At 66.1% G+C, this 16,207-nt stretch carries 15 protein-coding genes; 5 read left to right on the forward strand and 10 right to left on the reverse strand.

Annotation, left to right across the window (positions count from 1 at the left end):
- Positions 1 to 5: 5 nt before the first annotated feature.
- From thiC to bufA2, 5 genes are all read right to left on the reverse strand, one after another.
- Positions 6 to 1,907 (reverse strand): phosphomethylpyrimidine synthase ThiC, encoded by a 1,902-nt coding sequence (gene thiC, locus WQQ_RS16465; RefSeq protein WP_007186366.1) that lies wholly within the window; start codon positions 1,905 to 1,907, stop codon positions 6 to 8.
- 193 nt (positions 1,908 to 2,100) lie between these two features.
- Positions 2,101 to 2,586, reverse strand: coding sequence for a DoxX family protein (locus tag WQQ_RS16470; RefSeq protein WP_007186368.1), 486 nt, complete (start codon positions 2,584 to 2,586; stop codon positions 2,101 to 2,103).
- A gap of 33 nt (positions 2,587 to 2,619) precedes the next feature.
- Positions 2,620 to 3,417, reverse strand: a complete 798-nt coding sequence (locus tag WQQ_RS16475) for an HvfC/BufC N-terminal domain-containing protein (protein ID WP_040454273.1) — start codon at positions 3,415 to 3,417, stop codon at positions 2,620 to 2,622.
- Complete coding sequence (gene bufB, locus WQQ_RS16480; RefSeq protein ID WP_040454275.1) at positions 3,414 to 4,256, reverse strand: MNIO family bufferin maturase; 843 nt, start codon at positions 4,254 to 4,256, stop codon at positions 3,414 to 3,416. The genes WQQ_RS16475 and bufB overlap by 4 nt, the downstream gene beginning before the upstream one ends.
- Positions 4,257 to 4,341: 85 nt before the next feature.
- The gene (gene bufA2 / locus WQQ_RS16485; RefSeq protein WP_007186371.1) at positions 4,342 to 4,629 is read right to left on the reverse strand and encodes a BufA2 family periplasmic bufferin-type metallophore; all 288 of its coding nucleotides are present in this window, start codon (positions 4,627 to 4,629) and stop codon (positions 4,342 to 4,344) included.
- Between the two features lie 208 nt (positions 4,630 to 4,837).
- Between bufA2 and WQQ_RS16490 the strand changes: the two genes are divergently transcribed.
- Positions 4,838 to 5,722, forward strand: a complete 885-nt coding sequence (locus WQQ_RS16490) for an AraC family transcriptional regulator (protein ID WP_007186372.1) — start codon at positions 4,838 to 4,840, stop codon at positions 5,720 to 5,722.
- A gap of 27 nt (positions 5,723 to 5,749) precedes the next feature.
- Here the strand turns inward: WQQ_RS16490 and WQQ_RS16495 are convergent, their stop codons facing one another.
- From WQQ_RS16495 to WQQ_RS16510, 4 genes are all read right to left on the reverse strand, one after another.
- Positions 5,750 to 7,897, reverse strand: a complete 2,148-nt coding sequence (locus tag WQQ_RS16495) for a DUF1302 domain-containing protein (protein ID WP_007186373.1) — start codon at positions 7,895 to 7,897, stop codon at positions 5,750 to 5,752.
- Positions 7,898 to 7,972: 75 nt separating this feature from the next.
- Positions 7,973 to 9,418, reverse strand: a complete 1,446-nt coding sequence (locus WQQ_RS16500) for a DUF1329 domain-containing protein (protein WP_007186374.1) — start codon at positions 9,416 to 9,418, stop codon at positions 7,973 to 7,975.
- A gap of 157 nt (positions 9,419 to 9,575) precedes the next feature.
- On the reverse strand, positions 9,576 to 10,118 hold the full coding sequence (locus WQQ_RS16505) for an NUDIX hydrolase (RefSeq protein ID WP_007186375.1): 543 nt from the start codon (positions 10,116 to 10,118) through the stop codon (positions 9,576 to 9,578).
- On the reverse strand, positions 10,103 to 10,957 hold the full coding sequence (locus tag WQQ_RS16510) for a 23S rRNA (adenine(2030)-N(6))-methyltransferase RlmJ (RefSeq protein WP_007186376.1): 855 nt from the start codon (positions 10,955 to 10,957) through the stop codon (positions 10,103 to 10,105). The genes WQQ_RS16505 and WQQ_RS16510 overlap by 16 nt, the downstream gene beginning before the upstream one ends.
- A 170-nt stretch (positions 10,958 to 11,127) precedes the next feature.
- Between WQQ_RS16510 and WQQ_RS16515 the strand changes: the two genes are divergently transcribed.
- From WQQ_RS16515 to WQQ_RS16525, 3 genes are read left to right on the forward strand one after another with little or no spacing between them, the layout of a single operon-like run.
- Positions 11,128 to 11,976 carry a DUF2306 domain-containing protein gene (locus WQQ_RS16515; protein ID WP_007186377.1) on the forward strand — a complete coding sequence of 283 codons (849 nt, stop codon included), beginning with the start codon at positions 11,128 to 11,130 and terminating at the stop codon, positions 11,974 to 11,976.
- Between the two features lie 37 nt (positions 11,977 to 12,013).
- Positions 12,014 to 13,096 (forward strand): sensor histidine kinase, encoded by a 1,083-nt coding sequence (locus WQQ_RS16520; RefSeq protein ID WP_157534724.1) that lies wholly within the window; start codon positions 12,014 to 12,016, stop codon positions 13,094 to 13,096.
- On the forward strand, positions 13,093 to 13,878 hold the full coding sequence (locus tag WQQ_RS16525; RefSeq protein WP_007186381.1) for a LytR/AlgR family response regulator transcription factor: 786 nt from the start codon (positions 13,093 to 13,095) through the stop codon (positions 13,876 to 13,878). The genes WQQ_RS16520 and WQQ_RS16525 overlap by 4 nt, the downstream gene beginning before the upstream one ends.
- A gap of 18 nt (positions 13,879 to 13,896) precedes the next feature.
- On the opposite strand, the gene WQQ_RS16530 is transcribed toward WQQ_RS16525, so the two are convergent.
- Positions 13,897 to 15,105, reverse strand: a complete 1,209-nt coding sequence (locus tag WQQ_RS16530) for a DcaP family trimeric outer membrane transporter (RefSeq protein WP_007186383.1) — start codon at positions 15,103 to 15,105, stop codon at positions 13,897 to 13,899.
- 160 nt (positions 15,106 to 15,265) lie between these two features.
- Between WQQ_RS16530 and WQQ_RS16535 the strand changes: the two genes are divergently transcribed.
- Positions 15,266 to 15,961, forward strand: coding sequence for a response regulator (locus WQQ_RS16535; protein WP_007186384.1), 696 nt, complete (start codon positions 15,266 to 15,268; stop codon positions 15,959 to 15,961).
- The last annotated feature ends 246 nt before the right edge of the window (positions 15,962 to 16,207 follow it).

A 16,207-nucleotide genomic window follows, 5' to 3' on the forward strand; every position in this document is an offset into this window, starting at 1 on the left:
TCGCCTCATTCGGGGCGATAGACTTCCGCGCCCTGCTTGAGGAATTCCTGCGACTTCTCGGCCATGCCTTTCTCGAGGGCTTCGGCTTCGCTGGCGCCGACCTTGGCCGCGTAGTCACGCACGTCCTGCGTGATCTTCATCGAGCAGAAATGCGGACCGCACATGGAGCAGAAGTGCGCGAGCTTGGCGCCTTCCTGCGGCAGCGTTTCGTCGTGGAATTCCTGCGCTTTTTCGGGATCGAGGCCGAGGTTGAACTGGTCTTCCCAGCGGAACTCGAAGCGCGCCTTGGACAGCGCGTTGTCACGCACCTGCGTGCCCGGGAAACCCTTGGCCAGATCGGCCGCGTGCGCCGCGAGCTTGTAGGTGATGATGCCTTCGCGCACGTCGTCCTTGTCGGGCAGGCCGAGGTGCTCCTTGGGCGTGACGTAGCAGAGCATCGCGCAGCCGTACCAGCCGATGTTGGCCGCGCCGATGCCGGAGGTGATGTGGTCGTAGCCCGGCGCGATGTCGGTGGTCAGCGGGCCGAGCGTGTAGAAGGGCGCCTCGTAGCAGTGCTTGAGCTGCTCTTCCATGTTCTCCTTGATCAAGTGCATCGGCACGTGGCCGGGGCCTTCGATCATCACCTGCACGTCGTGCTTCCAGGCGATGTCGGTGAGTTCGCCGAGCGTGTGCAGCTCGCCGAACTGCGCCTCGTCGTTCGCATCGGCAATGCTGCCCGGACGCAGGCCGTCGCCGAGCGAGAAGCTCACGTCGTAGGCCTTCATGATTTCGCAGATCTCTTCGAAATGCGTGTAGAGGAAGTTTTCCTTGTGATGCGCGAGGCACCACTTGGCGAGAATGCTGCCGCCGCGCGAAACGATGCCGGTGACGCGGTTCGCGGTCCACGGGATGTAGCGCAGCAGCACGCCGGCGTGGATCGTGAAGTAATCGACGCCTTGCTCGGCCTGCTCGATCAGGGTGTCGCGATAGATTTCCCAGGTCAGTTCCTCGGCCTTGCCGTTGACCTTTTCGAGCGCCTGATAGATCGGCACGGTGCCGATCGGAACCGGCGAATTGCGCAAAATCCATTCGCGCGTTTCGTGAATGTTCTTGCCGGTCGACAAGTCCATCACGGTGTCGCCGCCCCAGCGCGTGCTCCACACCATCTTCTCGACTTCTTCGGCGATCGAGGACGTCACCGCGCTGTTGCCGATGTTGGCGTTGATCTTCACGCGGAAGTTGCGGCCGATGATCATCGGCTCGAGCTCCGGGTGGTTGATGTTGGCTGGAATGATCGCGCGGCCGCGTGCCACTTCGCTGCGCACGAACTCGGGCGTGATCTGCTTCTGCAGCTGCGCGCCGAACGAATTGCCCGCGTGCATGCGGCGCAGGTAGCCGGCCTTCTCATATGTCTCGCGCAGCTCTTCGAGCCGGGCGTTTTCGCGGATCGCGATGTATTCCATCTCGGGCGTGATGATGCCGCGGCGCGCGTAGTGCATCTGCGAGACGTTGGCGCCGGCCTTGGCCTTGCGCGGGGCGCGGATGTGCTCGAAGCGCAGGTTCGCGGTCTTGTCGTCGGCCGCGCGGATGCGGCCGAACAATGAACTCGGACCCTTGAGCTGCTCGGTGTCGCCGCGCGCCTCGATCCAGGCGTCGCGCACGTTCGGCAGGCCCTGGCGCAGGTCGATCGTCACGCTCGGGTCGGAATAGGGGCCCGAGGTGTCGTAGACGGTGATCGGCGGATTGGCGATCGCGCCCTTCTCGGTGCGCGTGTCGGTCTGGCTGATCTCGCGCATCGGCACGCGGACGCCGGCCGAGCCTTCGACGTAGATCTTGCGGCTGTTCGGGAACGGGCGGCGCACATCGGCCGACAGTTCGTCGGCGAGGCGGAACAGCTCGGAGGCTTTGGGATCGAGCGGCAGGTTCATGTGCATCCTCATGCAAGGAGGGGATGCGCTGCCGGCGCCGCGGACGGGCGAGTGCGAGAGCCATCCCTACGCCGGTTTCCCGGCCAGGTTCCTAGGGTGTGATCTCAGCCAGCGCCGCTGTTGATTCAGCGGCACGGGCACCCCCGGCTAGGCGGCCACCTTACGCGATCGGCGTGCGTGCGGGCAATGCCGCTCAGCTGCCTGCAGCGAGTGGGCGCGCAGTAAAGCGATGCGCCAGCCAATGATCCAGGCTCACGCGGCCGGGACCGGCGATCAGCAGCCACAAAAACACCAGCACGTAGAGCACCTCGTCGAGTTCCACGAATTCGTCGAGTGTGGAGACGCCGGGCAGCACCACCACCAGCAGGGCGACGAGCATGTTGACGATCATCGGCAGCATGGTCAGGCGGGTGGCGAGGCCCAGCATCATCAGTGCGCCGCCGCCGAACTCGACGATCGCGCAAGCCAGCGCGCTGAGTTCCGGAAACGGAATGCCCCATTGCGCGAAACGCCCGGCGAAGCCGTCGAGGTTGTGCAGCTTGGCCCATCCGGTTTCGAGCCAGAAGTAGCCGAAGACCAGTCGTACCGCGAGCGGCGCGAGCCAGTCGAGCGCGGCCGCGAGTTCGCGTGAGCGTTCCAGCCAGAGCGTGAGCCGGCTGGCCGGCGAGATGTTTTGCATGGGATGTCCTTGTGAGCGGGAGAGTGGAAGCGATCAGCGCATTGCGGGGTGATGAAGGCTTGCGACCAGGCCATCGACGATCCAGCGCTTGAGCAGACCGGCCGCGCGCTGGGCGACGTGCTCGGGCGGATGCCATCGGCAAAGCTGCTCGCAGAGCGCTTCGAAACTGGCGCCGGCCCTCGCGCTGCGCAGGCACGCGGCTTCGTCTTCGGACAGCACGCGCCAGCGCGTCTGGCGCCGATGCCGCCAGACCAGCCAGTCCGCGGCGTCGGGCCGGCGTTCGATCGGGCCGTGATGCTGTGGTGATTCCGCCGCCAGTAAGGCGGCGAGCTCGGTCTTGAGGCTCAGCAGCCGCAGGCTCGGATCGAATGCGAAACCGAGCCCGGCCCAAGCATCGGCCGGTAGTCCGGCCAGATCCTCGATCACGACGGCATCGGCGTCCGCCGCATCGAAGGCTTCGCCGAGTGCCCATTCGAGGCAGGCGAGATCGCCGTGCGCCGAATCGCCGAGCATCGCGGGCAGGTGGCGGCCGTACCAGCGCGCCGACGGATGCCGCGAGGGATGCGCGCGCCGATAGCGCTCGGCGATGTCGGCGAAGGTTTCGCCGGCGACGGCGGCCAGCACCGGATAATCGTTGGCCAGCACCTCGTCGAGGCGCAGCCGATAGGCCGTGTGATAGATGCCTGCACGCTGCGCTGCCTGCTTCGGTTCGTCCGCGATGAGCTTGAGCAGCGCGCGCGGTGGCATGGCGGTCCGATGCGGCGAATCGCTCAGAATCCAGCGCTGCAGTTGGCGCTGCGTCTGCGCCAGCGTCGGCATGGAGCTGCTCATGCGGCCAGCGCCAGGCTGCCGACGATGCGGCGTGCTCGGTCGAGTTCGTCCAGCAGCTCGGCCAGCGGCGGAATGCGGTCGTCGCGCTCGATCATCACCGGCACCGGGCCGAAGCGCCGCACCGCGTATTCGTAGAGCGACCAGACGGCTTCGGCCACCGGCTGGTCGTGGGTGTCGATCAGCAGCGCGCCGTCGGCCGAGCGGCTGTGCCCGGCCAGGTGAATCTGCTTCACGCGCCGCGGCGGCAGCGCATCGAGATAGCGATGCGCGTCGAAGCCGTGGTTGACGCTGTTGACGTAGACGTTGTTGACGTCGAGCAGCAGGCCGCAATCGGCCTGCTCGGCGACGGCGACCATGAAATCCCATTCGCTGAGCGTGGAATGCGCGAACCGCAGGTAGCTCGAAACGTTTTCGAGCAGCAGCGGACGGGCGAGCGCATCCTGTACCTGCCGCAGGCGTGCAGCGACGTGATTCACTGCCTCCTCGGTTTGCGGCAAGGGCAGCAGATCGTGCAATTGCGCGCCGTCGATGCCGGTCCAGCACAGGTGGTCCGAGACCAGGCGCGGCTGGATGCGATCGGCGAGCTTGCGCAACTCGCGCAGGTAGTCGCGATCGAGTTCGTCGCTGCCGCCGATCGACAGCGAAACCCCGTGCATCGCCACCGGATAGCGCTCGGCGATGCGGTCGAGAAAATGCAGCGGCGCTCCGCCGGCCACGAGATAGTTCTCGCTGAGCACCTCGAACCAGTCCACCGACGGATTTCCGCTCAGGATGGCCTCGTAATGAGGTGGCCGCAGACCCAGGCCGAAGCCTCGCAATGGTGGCGTGCGTGATGTCATGACGATTCCCCGGAGACCTTGGCCTGGCGTGTGCCGTCCGACGGTGCAGGCGAGCAGCCCACGCCGTCGGCGGCAGGTGGTTCGCTTACTTCTTGGACGGCTTTTCGAACTTGCCGCCGCTGGCCGTGCAGTCCTTCTCGCTGGCTTCGGTGAAGCCCTGGCCCTTGCAACCGTTCTGCCCCTTGCAGGCATTGGCGGCGGTCTTGCACGCGCCCTGTCCCTTGCAGGCGTTGGCGCCCATGCAGTGGCCGGCGGCGGTGCCGCTGCCGGCGCTCTCGGCCTGCGCCATCGGCGCGGTCAGGAACAGGGAAGCGGCGGCTGCGGCGAGCGCGAAGCCCGAAGTCTTGGCGGTACGGCTGGCGATGTTCGACATGTGGAATCCTCTGTTGGGTTCGGACGAGCCCGGCGGCGCCGCGCTTGCGTCTGTGGCCATGTTCGATTCCTCGCGCCTGCGCCGATATTCCCGGCCGTTCCACCTTCATGCCCGATCGTCCGTCCGGCGATGCGGGTGGACGCTTGCGCATGAAATGGCGGACGGACGAGCATGGGAGCCTGTTTCGCGGGTCACTAGGCTTGCCGCCATGAACTCCAATCCCATCGATACCGTGCTCGAGTCGGTGCTCGGCTCGTACCAGCTGCGGGTCGAAATCACCGCCAACGTGCGCTACTGCGGCAGCTGGTTCGAGCAGGAGCCGGCGACCCGCTACGGCCAGTTCCATCTGCTGACCGAAGGCGAATGCTGGGTTCAGGGCGATGCGGACGGTTTGCCGCAGCGCCTGCAGAGCGGTGACCTGATCGTGTTCCCGGCCGGCATGCGGCATTCGCTCGTCGCGGTCGCCGAATCCGGTGCCGCGCAGCCGCAGGCCGAATGCGAGACGGCGATGCTCTGCGGCGAGCTCGAATTCATCATGGGCAGCCGCCATCCGATCTTCAACGCGCTGCCGGCTTACTTCGTCGTGCGCAGCCAGGACAGCAGCGACGGCTTCCGGGCGCTGGCTTCGATGCTCGCGCAGACCTCCACCGATCGCCGCTGGGGCCGGCAGATGGTGCAGAACAAGCTCGCCGATTCGCTGTTCACGATGGCGGTTTGCGAATACGTGCGCGCGGCGCCCGACCCGCGCGGGCTGCTGGCGGCGCTGGCCGATCCGCGCCTGTGCCGGGCCTTGTCGGCCGTGCACGCCAGGCCCGGCGACGACTGGACGATCCAGTCGATGGCCCAGCAGGCGGGCATGTCGCGCACTGCCTACGCCGAGCTGTTTTCCGAAGTCCTCGGCGTGCCGCCGATCCAGTACCTGGCGAACTGGCGCGCGATCGAGGCCAAGCGGCTGCTGCGCAATCGCCGCCTGTCGGTGGCGTCGATCGCCGAATTGCTCGGCTACAAGAGCGAGGCCGCGTTCCGGCGCTTCTTCAAGCGCCTCGAAGGCGTGGGCCCCGGCAAGGTGCGGTCCGAAGGCGCGGACGACTGAGCTTCCGCGTCTTCGGAAATTGCGTCCTCAGAACTGGTAGCCGAAGAACATCAGCAGGTTGTCGCGGTCGCGCAGCGAGTCGAGCTTGGTGTCGGCGTACCAGGTGTAGCGAATGTCGAAGTTGTAGGTGTTGAGATAGTCGAAGCGCACGCCGCCGATGGCGGTGACGCGGCCTTCGACGAAGTTCTGGCCCAGGCCCGGCGCCACGCCGTAGACGTCGTGGAAGATCGCGGTCAGGAACTCGACGTTGATGCCCAGGAACAGGTTGTCGTAGCGCGTCTGCGCCACCGCGCGATAGCCGGCCGAATCGGCGGTGCCGAAGCCGTAGCGTCGCTGGCGCGTCGGGTTCTGCCGCGTGCCGCTGTCGCTGACGTTGGTGGACGGATCGTTCGGATCGCTGCGCACGTCGACCGGATTGATGCCCAGCGAGCCGTCCGCGCCCGAGCTGATGTGCGTGTTGACCTCGGCGCCCTGGAACTGCAGCTCGTCTAGGCCCGGCATGTTGAACACATGGGTCCAGCCGGTTTCGAACAGCAGCAGGATCTGCGTCGCCCCGAGCCAGTTGCCGCCGCCGATGGTGTTGATCGCGGTGAGCCCGAGCTGGCCGACCTTCATGCGCTCGTAGCCGCGAATGTACTGGTTGGCCGTCACCGGCTCGCCGCGGTAGGTGGTCTGCACGAAATCGGGCACCGCCGAACGGCGCCCCGGAATCGTCGCGATGCCGAGGTTCACGTCGGCGGTCGGAAACGCCGGCTGCAGCGCGGCGAAGGTCAGGTCGGTGGTGTGGATCTGGATCGGCAGGTTGCTGCGGAACGCGTATTCGCCCGATAGCGCCCAGTTGCCGACGTTGGTATTGAACGAAGTCCCGAACATGTGGATGTCTTCGGGATATTCGGCGAACAGTTTTGCGCTGCCGACCGGCAGCGGCTCGCCGCCGGTGGCGCGGCAGGTCAAAAAGTTCGCGAGCGCGTTGCCGGTGGGCCCCGACAGGCAGGTTTCGTCGGCCGCGATGAAGCTCACGCTCGGAATGCGCGAGTGGTAGTTCGCGTAATAGAACGCCAGCTCGGTGCCACCGTTGAAGTTCTCAAGAAAGGTCTTCAGCGAGACGCCGTACTGGCCGCCGTCGTCGGGCCGACGGCGACGCTCCTCGTCGTAATCGCGGATCACCGTGCGGTCGCTAGCGGAGCCGAGCAGGCCGGTGGTGTCCTGCGGATTGCGGTTCGGGGCGTAGTACTCGTAGGGATCTTCGGGCGCCTTGCTGAACGACAGCATCGCGTAGGTGCCGCCGGCGCCGAGCGTGTCCGAGGTCGAGAAGAAGCTGCCGACCGGGTCGATCAGGATCGGCTTCCAGTCGTACTGATAGAACAGCTCGAAGCCGGTGTTCTCGGTGATCTGGCCGTTGAGCGAGACCATGCCGAGCGGCTGCGACAGCTCCTTGATGTCGAAGCCCGGAATGCGCAGGCGCGACTGATCGGGTGGGTTGATCGAGTTCAGCGAGTTGAGCACGAGGAACGAGCTCTCGCCCCAGTTCAGAACGTGGTTGCCGACCTTGATGCTGAAGTCGCGATCGAAGGCTTCGAACGGCTTGGAGACGAAGTAGTCGAGGAAGCGGAAATCCTGGCCGAGCGCCTTCTTGCCGCCCTTGGAGAATTCCTCGCGCGCGGGCTGCAGGGTGGTGTCGGGGTGGCGGATCTCGTGATCGTCGTAGAGCGGGTCGTAGAACAGCAGCGTGCGCGCGAACAGGTTGTAGCCGCCGATGTTGGTGTTGAAGTCGGTGGTCAGCTTGGTGGCCGCGTGCACGACGTCGCCCTTGTCGAACGACAGGTTGCCGTTGTCGCCGTTGGGGTTGTACGAGCCCGGCGCGTCGACGAAGCGCTGGTTGGCCTCGGCGTTGTTGGAGGCGCAGGCGTCGCCGGTGAACAGCGTGGGTTCGCCGGCAGCGTTGCGTGCCGCGGTCGAGACGCAGAGCCCCGGCTGCAGGCTGCTCTTGCCGACCAGCGAATCATCGCGACCCTGCGTGCGCATCAGCGCGCCGACGGTGACGAGGCTGTCGATGCGGACCGACTTGCCGCCGACTTCGAACTCGAAGGCTTCGGCCGGCATCGCCAATACGCCGAAAGCGATGCCCGCGGCAGCGCGCCCCGTGCGCGCGACGGGTTTGTCGTGGTTGTTCATATTCTCCCTTTCGGCACTGCGATGCGTGCCGATCTGTTATCTGCGACTGCGATCTTGCCTGGCCCGCTGCTGCGATCAGCGCTCCGCCATGCGCTGTACGGAGCCCGTCGAGAAGTGATCAATGTTGAACTCGACGTCCTTGAACAGCGGCGCTTCGTTGCTCATTTCCTGCAGCAGGTAGCGGTTGGATTGCAGGTCGTAGACCGAGCCGCAGACCGGGCCGACGCGATCGAGCCAGGCGAGCTGCACCTGATGCGTCTCCTGCACGCGCCAGAGCGTGCCGCGCTGGTCGTAGTTGTCGACCGCGAGGATGGTCCAGGTGTCCTCGTCGACATAGAAGCTGCGGCGCTTGTAGACGTGCGAAGTGCCCGGCTTGAGCTCGGCCTCCACCACCCAGACGCGGTGCAGCTCGTAGCGCGGCAGCTCCACGTTCATGTGGCCGGCCTTGGCGATCTGCGCATACTTGAGCTTGTTGTCGAGCAGCTTCACCGAGTTGTACGGCACGATCATTTCCCTCTTGCCGAGCAGCTTCCAGGTGTAGCGGTCGGTGGCGCCGTTGAAGGCGTCGAGCTGATCGTTGGTGCGCAGGCCGTCGGAGCCGGTGCCCGGGTTGTCATAGGCCACGTTCGGCGCGCGCCGGATGCGGCGCTGTCCCGGGTTGTAGAGCCAGGCGCGGCGCGGCTCCTTCACCTGATCGAGCGTCTCGTGTACCAGCACCACGTTGCCGACCTGGCGCTCGGGCGCGGTGGTGAACTGCAAAAAGTACAGCGCCACGTTGTTGAGCGACTCGGGCGTGATGCCCGGCTTGTTGTACTGGAACAGCACGTCCTCGCGCAGCACGTAGGGCTGGAAGGCGCCGTTGGCCTGCACCGCGAGCTGCGCGTTCCAGCGCTGCAGCGAGGTGCCGCGATAGCGCAGCTTGTGGTTCCAGATCACCTCGATGCCGGACTTCGGGATCGGAAACGGAATGCCGGTGACCGCACCGACCAGGCTCTCGCCCTGGTTGCCGAGTTCGGCATCGACCGCGTTCTTGGCGGTGGCGGCGTTGATGAAATTCGGCGTCCTGGCGGTGCGGCGCGTCGGATACACGTTCATCTTGTACGAGGACGGGAAGCGCGCGAACAGCGCCTGCGCGCCGGCCGTGAGCTTGCCCTTGTACTGCGCGAGGTTGGCGCTGCTGATCGTGTACAGCGGCTTGTCGTCGGACAGCAGCTTGTAGCTGGCCGGATCGCGTTCCTTGCCGGCCGCGGGCTGCGGCATCGAATAGCCGCCGTCCCAGGCCGGAATCGAGCCGTCGGCGTTGCCCTTCTTCTCGCCGCCGAGCGGCGTCAGATCGGTACCGAGGCGGCGCGCTTCTTCCGGGCTGACCTTGGCTTCGGCCATGCCGGGCATCAGCAGGGCGCAGCTCAGCGCGGTGGTTCGCAGCAGGCGCGAGGTACGGCTACGCGCAGCAAGAGCGCGCCGCGAAACGAACCGTGAGCCATGATCGGACGGCAGCGCGTGCGCCGGTCTGGTTTGCATCGAACTTCTCCTCGTCGTTTTTATCGAGACGGACAGACCTGAACGGCCCGTCTGCTTGAACGGAGGAAGCTACCGTCATGGCCGCGTCGGCGGCTAGGGAGAAATCGAGCCCAACCAGCGGGCTTGCCGGGCTTGCCGGAAAGCCCTCGGCAGGCCCTCAGCGGCGTTCGCGGCTCAGCAAGTGCAGGGCGGCGAAGATGCGCGCATCCACCTGCAGGCCGCGGGCCTGCTGGGCCGCGACGAAGTCGTCGACCTCGGACACTTTCACGCAGTGCACGGTGATGGCCTCGTCGTCGACGCCGCCGCCTGCGCTCACGCGCGTCAGACCGGTGACGCGCACGAAGTAGCTCTGCTCGGCCGTGAGCCCGCCCGCGGTCGGGGCGGTGAAGATCAGCCTGGCGTCGCGGCCGCGAAAACCGGTTTCTTCTTCGAGCTCGCGCAGGGCGCTGGTGGCCGCGTCCTCGTCGGCGAAGGCTTCGCTGTCGCCGATGATGCCGGCCGGCAGCTCGATGGTGTTCACGCGCAGCGGCCAGCGGTATTGCTCGACCAGCACGAGCTCGTCCGCATCGGTGACCGCGATCACGAAGCAGGCCCCGCTCGAGTTCGGGCGAATCACGTACTCCCAGTGCTCGCGGCGCAGCAGCAGCAGGAACTCGCCTTGGTGCAATACGCGAACGTCGGGGTCTAGCTTTTTAGGCATTGGTCTTCGGTCTTGAGCCATTGGGAGGTCACGGCGGCGCCGGGACCGAGCGCGAGATGGCGGCGCATTTCATCGAAGGCGGCCTGCAGGCTTTCGAGCAGGCGGAACGGCGGATTCACCACCAGCATGCCGCAGACGTGCATCTGGCCTTCGGCCGGCTCGCCGTTGTCGAAGCGGATATCGAGCACCGGACGCGCCGAATCACGCCCCACGCGGCGCACGAAACGGTCGGCCTCGAAGCGGTTCTTGACCGGATACCAGGCCACGTACTGGCCTTGCGCGAAACGCGACTGCGCGCTCGCGATCAGCTCGGCGATGGCGTCGTACTCGTCGCTGCGCTCGAACGGCGGGTCGATCAGCATCAGGCCGCGCTTCTCCTTCGGCGGCAGCAGCGAGGCGGCCTCGTAGCCATCGCGATGGTGGACGGCCCAGTCCGCGAGTTTGTTTTCCCCGCGTGGCAGCGCGCGCAGCGTGCGTTCGAGCGTCTCCGCCACCTCGACCACTTTCTCGCAGAGCGCGAGCCGATCGCCCGGCCGTGCGAGCGCGGCCGCGATCAGCGGCGATCCCGGATAGCGCGCCGGATCGGCCGCGAGCGTCAGATACTCGGCGAGCACCGGGTCGCTGCTGCCGAGTCCCGTGAGCCGGCCGATGCCGTCACGCCATTCGGCGGTCTTGGCGGCGATGTCGTGGCGCAGGTCGTAGCTGCCCGCGCCGGCGTGGGTGTCGAGGAAGAACCAGGGCTTGTCCTTGCGGTTGAGCGCCTGGATCAGGCCGATCAGCAGCAGATGCTTGAAGACGTCCGCGAAATTGCCGGCGTGGTAATGGTGTCGGTAGTGCATGAGCGTAGTGTGCCATTGCGCGCAGCAAGTCGGTCCCGATGCGTCACGGCGCCGATCGTGCACTGGTTTCCGCAGTCCGATCTTCCCGGTCCGTCATTCGTCCCGAAGCTGCTTCCACAAGATCGGCACGCGGCAGACGCTGGCCTCGAACTTCATCGATCGAGCCGGACATGAACAGCACTTCTTCCTTCGGCGACACCGGCATCGCGGCGGCGTCGCGTCCGCAACGGCGCATCAGCGCGCGCTCAGCGCTGCGTGCCAGCGGAACCCTCTGGCTGCTGGTCGCGGTGCTGGGCCAGCTGCTGCTCGCGATCTACGTGGTCGGCTTCTACGGCCTGTCCGCAGCGCAGGGACGGCTGGAAGACTGGGCCAAGGTGTTGCCGCAGGGCGTGGTGCCGGGCCAGCGGTTTCTGAATACCGTGCTGTCCCTGCATCTGCTGTTCGTGGTGGTCATCATCGTCGGCGGCGCGCTGCAACTGCTGCCCTGGTTGCGGCGCACACGCCCCGGGTTTCATCGCTGGAGCGGACGCCTGTATTTGCTGGCCGCCGGCATCCTGAGCGTCGGTGGCCTGATCCTGGTGTGGGGACGCGGCACCGTCGGCGATCTGTCGCAGCATCTGGCGATCAGCCTCAATGCGCTGCTGATCCTGGGTTTCTCGGCGATCGCCTGGCAGCAGGCGCGGGTGCGGTGCGTGGAGGCGCATCGGCGCTGGGCGCTGCGCCTGTTCCTGGCGGTGAGCGGAGTCTGGTTCTTTCGCATCGGCCTGATGCTGTGGATCGTGGTGAACCAGGGGCCGGCGGGTTTCGATCCCAAGAGCTTCACCGGACCTTTCCTGACGTTTCTGTCGTTCGCCCAGTACCTGCTGCCGCTGGCGGTGCTGGAACTGTATTTCAGGACACTGGAACGCGGCCATGCGCCTGCCCAGGCGCTGATGGCCGGCGCCATGCTGGTGATGAGTCTGGCGACCGTCGGCGGCATCGGCGCGGCGACGGCGATCATGTGGCTGCCGAGGTTCTGACGCCGGCCAACTGGGTCGACTGGATTATTCTGCTGCCATGCCCGCTTTTCCCGTTTCCGACAAGCCTCGCGGCCTGGCACTCCTGCTGGGATGGCCGCGGCTGCGCTTCAGCCTGATGCTGTCGGGCACTTTGGGCCTGATGATCGGCCTGGGCTGGGATTCGGGTTTTTTCGCCGGCCTGATTCGTAGCGTGATCATCGGGCTGGTGGCGATGCTGGCCTTCGGTCTGTTCGAGCAATGGCCCAGGCGGCTGCCGTCCTGGCTGGCGCGCTGGGCGCTGCAGGTCTTGTGCGTCGCCATCGCCATCCCGGTCGCCGCATACGGGATCTACGTCGCCTCCACGGCAGACGGTGCGCCGCCGTTCTGGAAAGACAGCGATCGCATGGGCGGGTTTGCGATGTTCACGATCATGGGTTTGCTGATCGCGCCGTGGGCCGCATTAGCCGCGCTGGTTCGGCAGAAAGAGGCGCTGGCGCGCGAGCAGGCCTTGCGCTTCGATCTGGATCGCAGCGAGCTGGAACGCCAGGCACTCGATGCACGCCTGCATCTGCTGCAGGCGCAAGTCGCTCCGCACTTTCTGTTCAACACCCTGGCCAACGTGCAGGCACTGGTCGATGCCGGCTCCCCACGAGCGGCCGCCGTGCTGCGCAGCCTGGTCGCCTATCTGCGCGCCGCGGTTCCGCGCCTGCACGAACAGGCGATGACGCTGGGGCAGGAGCTGCAGCTGGTGCAGGCCTATCTGGAACTCATGCACATGCGGATTCCGGATCGCCTGCAGTTCAGCGTGCAGGCCGAGCCATCCACGCTGGGCCTGCATTGCCCGCCGATGAGCTTGCTGACGCTGGTGGAGAACGCGGTGCGTCACGGCATCGACCCCAGCGAGGAGGGCGGTCGTATCGACATCACCGTGCATCGTGACGAGGGACGCTGCCGGATTCGCGTGAGCGACACCGGCGTCGGTTTGCGCGAGTCCGCCGACGGTCTGGGCACCGGCTTGTGGACCCTGCGCGAACGCCTGCGCCTGAGTTTCGATGGTGCGGCGCAGCTGCGGGTGATGGCGCAGATGCCGCGCGGCGTCTGCGCAGAGCTGGATATTCCCGCCCGCGAGGCGCAGCGATGAGCCGGCATCCGACTGCCTTGATCGCCGACGACGAGCCACTGCTGCGCGAGGCCCTCGCCAGCCAGCTGGCCGTGGCCTGGCCGGAGCTGGACGTGGTGGCGCAGGCGCGCAACGGCCGCGAGGCGGTCGAGAAGTTCGATGCGCTGGAGCCGGATGTCTGCTTTCTCGACGTGCACATGCCGGGCATGTCGGGCGTCGAAGCCGCACGCCATATCGGCAGCCGCGCGCATCTGGTGTTCGTCACGGCCTACGATCATTACGCCGTGCAGGCGTTCGCCGAAGGCGTGCTCGACTATCTGGTCAAGCCGGTCGAAGCGGCGCGGCTCACCGCGACGGTCGCACGCCTGCAGGAGCGCATGCGCCTGGCGCAACCCGCACTCGATACGCAGGCCTTGCTGCACAAGCTGGCGATGCAGCTGCAGCAGGGCGGTTCCACCACGCCATCGCTGCGCTGGATACGCGCGCAGGTCGGGCAAACGCTGCGCTTGATCGCGGTCGACGAGATCGACTACCTGCGCTCCGATAGCCGGTACACGCGAGTGGCTTGGCAGGGCGACGCCAGCAAGGCAGGTGAAGCACTGGTGCGCACTGCGCTCAAGGATCTCGTCGCCCAGCTCGATCCGCAGCAGTTCGTGCAGGTGCATCGCTCGGTGGTGGTGAACCTGCGCGCCGTCAGCCATGTCACGCGTGGCGATAACGAAACCGCCAGCGTGCATCTCAAGCAGCGTAGCGAAGTGCTGCCGGTGAGCCGCCAGTACCTGCATCTGTTCCGGCAGATGTGAGGGCCAGGCTCGCTTTTTTCAGAACGTGTATTTCGCCGAGAACTGCAGGCGCCACAGGTCGCCCTTGAGCCCGGCCAGCGTTTCGCGCTCGGCGTAGCGCAGCTCGGCGCCGACCCAGAACGGCTTCACGGGCGCGTAGATCAGGTTGACGAAGGCGTTGCTGACTTTCTTCGTCGTCGCCCCGCCGAGGTTGCCGCCGCCGACGTCGGCATCGAAGTGCGAGATGCCTTCGTTGCTGCGGATCTTCGGCGTCCAGACGTGGTGGTGAACGAGATAGCCGTTGACGATGCGCAGGGTTTCGAGATCGCCCTCGTCGTCGATCACCGCGTCGCCGACCGTGTTGAGCGCCAGGTAGCGGCCCACGCCGTCGCCGCCGTTGAGCATGAAGCGAAGATCGTCGCGCTCGCCGAGCTGCACTTTGCCCGCGAACGAGGCGCCATAACCCCAGGCCTGGTCGTCGCCACCCTCGAGCGCGCCCTTGTCGACGATCTGCCTCGCGAGGCCGGCGATCGACAGGTCCGCTCCTCCGATTTTGAAGTTGTAGCGCGCGATCAGATCGGGGATCGAATTGTTTTCGTCGGTGTTGGTGAACGCCGGGCCGCCGCCGTTGGGCGCGATCGTGCTCTCCGGGTTCTCGACCGAGAACATGAAGCCGCCGTAGGTGTAGCGCAGCATCGGCTGGCGAATGAACACCGTGCCTTCGGTCGGAAAGTTCACGAGGTCGAGCACGTCGGGCAGGGCCGTCATGTTCATGAACGTGGTCCATTCCTGGCCGAGCAACCAGTTGTCGAAGGTGATGAAGGCGCGGCGCAGGCCGGCGTTGTAGGCGTTGCTCGTGATCTCGTTCGCCGCGCCCTGGTTGACGATGAAATCGAACTCCACGTGGCCGCCGAGCTTGTGCCCTTCGACGAGCGTCTCGGCCTTCAGGTACAGCCGCGTTTCCTTGGCGTGGAAGTCGACGTAGCTGCGCGGCTCGCCGTCCGCACTCACCGGAATCTGGTTCGGAATGTAGGCGTCGCGGCCGAGGTTCTGCGCGGCCGGTCCATCGGAATAGCGGCTGTAGAGCGTGTCGAGCTTGATGTAGCCGCCCCAGGTGAACCTGACGTCGCCGAGATCGGTGCCGCCGGCTCGGGCATCGCTTGCGAAAGTGAGACTCGAAAGCAGAACAGCCGTGCCGATCAGGCAGGCGGGGACGCGCATGGCGCGTGGGCGCAGCGAAGCGTGCATCGTGTTTCTCCTCGTCGTTGGGCCGTTCTATTTGCAGCGGTCGGCCTTGTTGGACTCAGCATGGTCACGAGGCGCAGCGGCGCCCATTCACCCTTGGTCGAATCGCGACCAAAGTCGAAGCGGCTGGCGAGTGCCGAGAACATCGAATAGCCTGCAACGCATGAATCCTTCTCTCGTCATCATTGCCGACGATCACCCGCTGTTTCGCGCAGCGTTGCGTGAGGCGCTCGGCAAGCTGCTGCCCGGCGTGCGTGTGATCGAAGCGGCCGGCGTTCCCGAACTGCAAGGCGTGGTCGAAGCGCATTCCGATGCCGATCTGTTGCTGCTCGATCTGCGCATGCCCGGAGCGCAGGGCTTTTCGACCCTGATCGAACTGCGCGCGCAGTACCCGGCGCTACCGGTGGCGATCGTGTCGGCCGAAGAAGATGCCGGCGTGATTCGCCGTGCGCTCGACTTCGGTGCGAGCGCGTTCATCCCGAAGTCGTCGAGCATGGAGGCGATCGCGCAAGGCTTGCGCGTGGTGCTCGACGGTGGCACCTGGGTACCCGAGGGCCTCGATTCCGTCGAGTCGACGGTCGATGCGGACGCGGATCTCGCGGCGCGCATCGCGAGTCTGACGCCGCAGCAGTTCCGGGTGCTGACGCTGTTGGCGGATGGTCGGCTCAACAAGCAGATCGGGGCGGAGCTCGATGTGTCGGAGGCGACGATCAAGGCGCATGTGACGGCGATACTGCGCAAGCTCGGCTTGTATCGGCGCACGCAGGCGGCGGTGCTCGCGCAGCGCTTGCTCAGTGCGGAAAGTGGGCGTCTGGCGCCGCCGGATCTCGGTGCTGGAGAGGATGTGGAAGCGGAGTAAGCCTTCTGGGTCCTCTCTCCCGCGTGCGGAGAGAGTCCCTCGCGATAGCGAGGGGAGAGAGGGGCTTGTTCGAGTTGGCGCTCAGCTCGGAGTGTATTGGGTGATCTGAGGATTTTGACCTCGCCGGTCGGGCCTTACTTCCTTTTTTGCTCGTGCAAAAGATAAGCAAGAAAAGCACGCCCCGAAGTCCGCGCCCGTTCGACGGCTGCGCCGACGAACGGGTCCCCGTCTGGAGCGACGTGCTCA

The organism is Hydrocarboniphaga effusa AP103 (assembly GCF_000271305.1).
Lineage (GTDB): Bacteria > Pseudomonadota > Gammaproteobacteria > Nevskiales > Nevskiaceae > Hydrocarboniphaga > Hydrocarboniphaga effusa.

Bases quoted from the DNA above. Each gene is read 5' to 3' on its own strand.
- thiC (WP_007186366.1), bottom strand. From the start codon at position 1,907: ATGAACCTGCCGCTCGATCCCAAAGCCTCCGAGCTGTTCCGCCTCGCC.
- WQQ_RS16470 (WP_007186368.1), bottom strand. From the start codon at position 2,586: ATGCAAAACATCTCGCCGGCCAGCCGGCTCACGCTCTGGCTGGAACGC.
- WQQ_RS16475 (WP_040454273.1), bottom strand. From the start codon at position 3,417: ATGAGCAGCTCCATGCCGACGCTGGCGCAGACGCAGCGCCAACTGCAG.
- bufB (WP_040454275.1), bottom strand. From the start codon at position 4,256: ATGACATCACGCACGCCACCATTGCGAGGCTTCGGCCTGGGTCTGCGG.
- bufA2 (WP_007186371.1), bottom strand. From the start codon at position 4,629: ATGTCGAACATCGCCAGCCGTACCGCCAAGACTTCGGGCTTCGCGCTC.
- WQQ_RS16490 (WP_007186372.1), top strand. From the start codon at position 4,838: ATGAACTCCAATCCCATCGATACCGTGCTCGAGTCGGTGCTCGGCTCG.
- WQQ_RS16495 (WP_007186373.1), bottom strand. From the start codon at position 7,897: ATGAACAACCACGACAAACCCGTCGCGCGCACGGGGCGCGCTGCCGCG.
- WQQ_RS16500 (WP_007186374.1), bottom strand. From the start codon at position 9,418: ATGCAAACCAGACCGGCGCACGCGCTGCCGTCCGATCATGGCTCACGG.
- WQQ_RS16505 (WP_007186375.1), bottom strand. From the start codon at position 10,118: ATGCCTAAAAAGCTAGACCCCGACGTTCGCGTATTGCACCAAGGCGAG.
- WQQ_RS16510 (WP_007186376.1), bottom strand. From the start codon at position 10,957: ATGCACTACCGACACCATTACCACGCCGGCAATTTCGCGGACGTCTTC.
- WQQ_RS16515 (WP_007186377.1), top strand. From the start codon at position 11,128: ATGAACAGCACTTCTTCCTTCGGCGACACCGGCATCGCGGCGGCGTCG.
- WQQ_RS16520 (WP_157534724.1), top strand. From the start codon at position 12,014: ATGCCCGCTTTTCCCGTTTCCGACAAGCCTCGCGGCCTGGCACTCCTG.
- WQQ_RS16525 (WP_007186381.1), top strand. From the start codon at position 13,093: ATGAGCCGGCATCCGACTGCCTTGATCGCCGACGACGAGCCACTGCTG.
- WQQ_RS16530 (WP_007186383.1), bottom strand. From the start codon at position 15,105: ATGCACGCTTCGCTGCGCCCACGCGCCATGCGCGTCCCCGCCTGCCTG.
- WQQ_RS16535 (WP_007186384.1), top strand. From the start codon at position 15,266: ATGAATCCTTCTCTCGTCATCATTGCCGACGATCACCCGCTGTTTCGC.